Annotated in this window: 5 protein-coding genes; 1 reads left to right on the forward strand and 4 read right to left on the reverse strand. The window is 62.0% G+C overall.

Annotated elements, in window-relative coordinates:
• The 3 genes from JWR89_RS06360 to JWR89_RS06370 form a co-directional block, all read right to left on the reverse strand.
• The coding region (locus JWR89_RS06360) for an indolepyruvate ferredoxin oxidoreductase family protein (RefSeq protein WP_299713211.1) at positions 1-2,309 on the reverse strand (2,309 nt) is incomplete at its 3' end.
• Positions 2,310-2,617: 308 nt separating this feature from the next.
• Positions 2,618-2,977, reverse strand: a complete 360-nt coding sequence (locus tag JWR89_RS06365) for a response regulator (protein ID WP_299713214.1) — start codon at positions 2,975-2,977, stop codon at positions 2,618-2,620.
• Positions 2,978-2,979: 2 nt separating this feature from the next.
• Entirely contained in the window at positions 2,980-4,467 is a 1,488-nt protein-coding gene (locus tag JWR89_RS06370; RefSeq protein ID WP_299713216.1) for an ATPase domain-containing protein, read from the reverse strand.
• 209 nt (positions 4,468-4,676) lie between these two features.
• Between JWR89_RS06370 and JWR89_RS06375 the strand changes: the two genes are divergently transcribed.
• Positions 4,677-4,922 (forward strand): hypothetical protein, encoded by a 246-nt coding sequence (locus tag JWR89_RS06375; protein WP_299713217.1) that lies wholly within the window; start codon positions 4,677-4,679, stop codon positions 4,920-4,922.
• Here the strand turns inward: JWR89_RS06375 and JWR89_RS06380 are convergent.
• A partial coding sequence (locus tag JWR89_RS06380; RefSeq protein WP_299713219.1) for a formyltransferase family protein occupies positions 4,919-5,675 on the reverse strand: 757 nt, incomplete at its 5' end. The genes JWR89_RS06375 and JWR89_RS06380 overlap by 4 nt on opposite strands.

Consider the following 5,675-nt stretch of genomic DNA (forward strand, 5'->3'; position numbering starts at 1 on the left):
ACGTGGCTCAGCACCGCGCCGCCCTTTTGCGCGAGGCCCGACATGTCGAGGATCATGCTGGCCTTGCCCTCGATATGCGCGGCCATGCCGAGCAGCGCGCCGATGGTCAGTACGCCAGTGCCGCCGACGCCGCCAACGGCGATGTTGTAGGGTCGCGCAAGGCCGGGGCGCGTTGCCGGCTCCGGCAATTCACCTATGCTGCCGAGTTCGACCGGCGCCTTGCGCTTCATCTTGCCGCCATCGACGGTGACGAACGACGGACAAAATCCCTTCAGGCAGGAATAGTCCTTGTTGCACGAGGACTGGTTGATGGTCCGCTTGCGCCCCAGCGCGGTTTCCAGCGGCTCCACCGAAATGCAGTTCGACTGCACCGAGCAATCGCCGCAGCCTTCGCAGACCGCAGGGTTGATGATGACACGGCGCTGCGGATCGACCAGTGTGCCGCGTTTGCGGCGGCGGCGCTTCTCGGCGGCGCAAGTCTGCACGAACACGATGGCCGAGCAGCCCGGCACTTCGCGCAGCGTCTTCATCACGGCGTCGAGTTCGTCGCGATGCGCGAGCTTGACGCCATCAGCGATATCCTTCGCCGGATAGGCATCGGGATTTTCCGAGACCAGATAGATGTCGCGAATGCCCTCGCTGTGTAGCTGGAAGGTGATCTGCTGCGGCGACAGATCGCCATCGTGCTTCTGGCCGCCGGTCATGGCCACGGCATCGTTGTAGAGGATCTTGTAAGTGATGTTGGCCTTGGAGGCGATCGACTGCCGGATCGCAAGGCTGCCGGAATGGAAATACGTGCCGTCGCCGAGATTGGCGAAGATATGCTTTTCCTTGGTGAACGGCGCGATGCCGGTCCACGGCACGCCCTCACCGCCCATATGCGTGAACGTCTCGGTGTTGCGGTCCATCCACAGCGTCATGAAGTGACAGCCGATGCCAGCCAGCGCGCGGCTGCCTTCCGGTACCTTGGTCGATGTGTTGTGCGGGCAGCCCGAGCAGAAATACGGCGTACGCGTAATCGGCACCACCGCCTGCACCTGCGAGGCGTCGCGGCCGTGAAACCAGTCGGCCTTGGCGCGAAGCAGCGCGGCGATTTCCGGATCGATTTCCATCGCCAGCAGGCGATCGACCAAAGAAGTCGCCACTTTGGCGACGCTCAGTTCCTCGGCGAACGGCAGGAAGCGGTGATCCTTGTCGTCCATCTTGCCGATGATGCGCGGGCGAACGTCGTCGCGCCAGTTGAACAGCTCCTGCTTGACCTGGTTCTCAACGATCTCGCGACGTTCCTCGACGATGAAGATCTCCTCGAGTCCCACCGCGAAGTTACGCACGCCTTCCGGCTCCAGCGGCCACGGCATGCCGATCTTGTAGAGCCGCAGTCCGATCTTGGCCCCGACCTCGTCGGTGATGCCCAACTCGCGCAGCGCCTGGCGCACGTCTTCGTAGCTCTTGCCGGAAGCCATGATGCCGAAGCGCGGGTTCGGAGAATCCATGGTGATGCGGTTGATGTGGTTGGCGCGGGCGAAGGCGATCGCGGCAAAGCCCTTGTAATCCTGCAGCCGGCGATCCTGGTCGTAGCGGTCGTCGGGCCAGCGCAGGTTCAGTCCGCCCTGCGGAATTTCGAAATCGGCGGGAATGTTGAACGGCTTGAGTTCGTTGTTGAGGTCGATCTCCGCGGTGGTCTCCACCGTCTCGGTGATCACCTTCATGCCGACCCAGCAGCCGGAATAGCGCGACATCGCGATGCCCAGGAGGCCCATCTCGATCATCTCGTGGATCGACGACGGGTACAGGTAGGGCATCAGCGCGGACATGAAAGCGTGGTCGGACTGATGCGGCACGGTGGAGGACTTGGCGCCGTGGTCGTCGCCGGCGAGGCAAAGCACGCCGCCGAATTTCGCCGAACCCGCGGCATTGCCGTGGCGGAACACGTCGCCGCAGCGATCGACACCGGGGCCCTTGCCATACCAGATACCGACGACACCATCGTAGTTGGCGCCGGGCGACAGGTTGAGCTGCTGGGTGCCCCAGATCGCGGTGGCCGCGAGATCTTCGTTGACGCCGGGCTGGAATTTGACGCCATATTCGTCGAGATGTTTTCGCGCCGCCATCAACTGCTGGTCGTAGCCGCCCAGCGGCGAACCGCGGTAGCCGGTGACGAAGCCAGCAGTATTTAGACCAGCCGCGCGGTCGCGCCGAATCTGCGCCATCGGCAGCCGGACCAGCGCCTGGATGCCGGTCAGAAAGATATGGCCGGAGCCCTGGGTGTATTTCTGGTCGAGACTGATCGGGCCTTGGTTGATTCCCATCGCATCCTCTTCACTGCCGCCCGGATCTAGTCGTCGAGGCTCTGTCGCGTGTCGATTTGGGAGACATTCGACTCCCTTAGAAACACTCTATGTTGGTTTTCCGGCGCGACGCACCACTATTCTCGGCAACGGAGGGCTGCGAAAGCAGAACGCAATTTCGTGATGAAATGCCCCGCCGGGGATTTCGGCTTGTGTCGCCAGAACGGCGTTTGGCGCAAGGACGTGAGTAGGCGGGACTATCTACCGCGTTGCGGCATGACGTTGGATCAAGACGTCAGGCCGCACGCTCGTCGTGGCCGGGCCGCGCCCTACCCCGGGAAAATCTCGCCGATCACCTTCATCAAATCCGCCTCGCGAAACGGCTTGCGCAAGTAAGCCCGAAACTTGCCGGCGCGTTCCTTGACCACATGTTCGAGTAGCGATGTCATTACCACCACCGGAATGTCGCGATGCTTGTCGTTCTGCGCCATCGCGGTGATGAGGCCGGCACCATCGACGAACGGCATCATGAAATCGGTCAGCACGAGGTCCGGCGTCTCACGGTGCAAGATGTCGAGGGCCTCGCGACCGTTGCCGGCGACCAGCACGTTGAACGCGTTTTCGCTCAACAGGACTTCCAGCCAGTCGGCGATTGCCCATTCGTCCTCGACAATCAGGACTGTGCGCACCGCTATTCTCCAGCCAATTTGAGATCCGCCAATGGTGCCGGTGCGGGACCCTGACTGGAAATGTCCCGGAGGATGACTTCTGCCTTGCGATAGTCCTCATCGAGCGCAATGCCGCCTTCAGCGATCTCGAAACGGCGCATCCGCATGTCGGTCCGGCGATCCCGCGATTTCAAAATGGTCATCAACCGATGGTTTTCCGATCGCAGCGCCGCCAGATGCAGCGCGATGATATTCTCGGCGACCGCTGAAAGGCCGGTCTGGTTTACGCCCTTGAGCGGCTGCCCGGGCGTGATCCCGGCATGATCCGTCTCCGCCGTCGCCAGCGTAGTAACACCCAGTGCACGTAACTCGTTGCACAACGCCGATAAAAAAGAACCGATGCGGGTCTTCTCGTCGGTCAATTTGGAGAACCCCTCGATGCCGTCAATCACGAGGCGGCGCACGCCGCGCGCCTTGATCGCCCCGAGCAGTTCGGTGGCGACCTCATCGAGGATAGCCTCGGTCTGCGGCCGCCACAGCAGGCTGATCTTGTCGCCGCGCTCGTCCATCGAAAGCTTCAGCGTCCGCGCCTTGATGGCCAGCGCGCGCGGGTTCTCGTGAAATCCAAAATGCATGGCCGGCTCATCGGCCGGTCCGCCGGTAAGGAACTGAAGACCCGCGGTGGTTTTGCCGGATCCCGACGGTCCCAGCACCACCGTCACCGAATGGGTGTCGACGCCGCCGCCGAGCATCTTATCGACGCCGGCGATGCCGACCGAGACCATCGGTCCATCGGCACTGTCCCATACGCTGGGCGTCTCCAGCAGCGCCTCGACCCGCGGGTAGATGGCGTGGCCGCTCTCGGTAATGCGGTAGGAATGCTTGCCGCCCATGAACCAGCTGCCGCGCAGCTTGTGAACCTGCAGCGAGCGTTCGGCACGGCGGCCGTGCAATGAAGTCTGCAACTCGATTAGGCCATCGACCATGGTGTGTTCAGGCGGATAGGCCTCAGCATCGAAGGCGCTGGTCAACAGGAACATGGTGCAATTGCTGAACGCGGCCTGGGTCTGCAACTCGTGGATGAATTTTTTCAGTTCAAGTTCGGAACGGGCCTTCTCATGGACGGTGATCAACCCGTCGAGCACCAGAATGCTGGCATTGCGGGTGCGGACCTCGCGGCGCACCACGTCGAGCAGGCCGCGCAGGCCGTCGTCCTCGAGCGTCTTGAAGGCGCCGACATAGGACATCCGGTCGGGAATCGCGGCTTCATCAAAAAATGTCAGCCGCCGCATATGGCCAATCATCCGCGCGTGGCTCTCTGCCAGCAGCGTGATGTACAGCGCGTTGCGCCCCTGGGCCGCCTGCGCGAAGCAGATCTGGTTGCCGAGGATGGTCTTTCCGGCGCCCGGCGCACCCTGGATGATGTAGATGCCGCCGTCAAAAACGCCGCCGCCTAAGATGGTATCGAGCCCCGGTACGCCGGTTGAAAACCGATCGCTATCGCTAGTCATTCCGTCATTGCCCCTGCTTCCCACGCACGACCGTGAGATGCCTGAACGTGCGAACCGGTAATGGGTTCCCGGCAAATCCTGGAAATGTTCGGAAATGCTGCGAATCTACGGGGGCAGCTGCCTGGAAATGACGGTGCTGGATCGGAACAAGGGGGTTTACGCGCCATTGCCTTCTCGTCACCCTCACGACATCAGGCAAGGAGGACGGTATGACCCATCAGTCGGGACCCTGGGCATCGCAGCCTGACCATCAGGTCGATGGCGCCGAAGCAAACTATGCGGGTGCCCACCACCACAACTTCGGTGAGGAGCATCATCACAAGCCCACCAAGGCCATCATCGGCGTGGGCGCGCTGATGATATTGAGTTTCCTGCTCTACGAACTGAACGGCAAATCGCACGATACGAGGTCGGCAGTGCCGACCCACCAGACTGTTGCCTCATCGAACAACTAGGCTTCGGCGGCCTCGGCTTCGGGCACTTCCGCCGGGAATCGGAAGCCGGGCAATTCGATCGACGGCACAATACCGAGATGGTCGGCGCCGAACATCTCGATGTGCGGCAGTTGGTCTGGCGGAATTGGGTGGAGGATATTGCCGTTCTTCCGATAAGCGCGACCGAAATTTTGCCTGTCGCCCCAGCGTAGCGCGCGCTGCACCAGCGGCTCTTGTTGGGTCGCCAGCACGCCCGCCAGCCGCCAGAACATCTGAATCAGTTTGGAGTAGGCCTCCTCTTCAAGGCCGGCCACGGTGATGTCCGAAGGAATCGCAAACAGTTCGACATCGACGATAGGTCCGGCACCGACCTGCTCGACCATGCGATGCACGGTGGCGCCGAAGTCGGCGGCCCGCTCGGCCAGCGCCATATGCGCCGGTGCCCGGCCTGGATATTGCGGCGATCCCGGATGAAAGTTATAGGCGCCATAACCGAGCTGTTCGAGCGCATGCTTCGGGACGATCACCGGCGTGTTGAATGCGATCAGCCGCGCGCGCGCCAGCCATTCCGGCTCGATGGCGACGAGGTCTGCTTCAGTGAACGCCGGCAGCACGGTCAGTTCGGGATTGTGGGCCCGTAACAGGGTGGTGAAAATGGAATGCTCCGCCGGCCCCGTTAGCAGAATAATGGTGTTGAACATGCTGTGCCGCGCTCGAATCATTTCGGTCGATCCGCAATGTCGCAGCGAGGCCTTAAAATTGGATGAGCGATAC

Source organism: Tardiphaga sp. (genome assembly GCF_028290785.1).
Lineage (GTDB): Bacteria > Pseudomonadota > Alphaproteobacteria > Rhizobiales > Xanthobacteraceae > Tardiphaga.

Excerpts from the sequence above, each read along its gene's own strand:
- JWR89_RS06370 (WP_299713216.1), bottom strand. The coding sequence starts at position 4,467 with ATGACTAGCGATAGCGATCGGTTTTCAACCGGCGTACCGGGGCTCGAT.
- JWR89_RS06375 (WP_299713217.1), top strand. The coding sequence starts at position 4,677 with ATGACCCATCAGTCGGGACCCTGGGCATCGCAGCCTGACCATCAGGTC.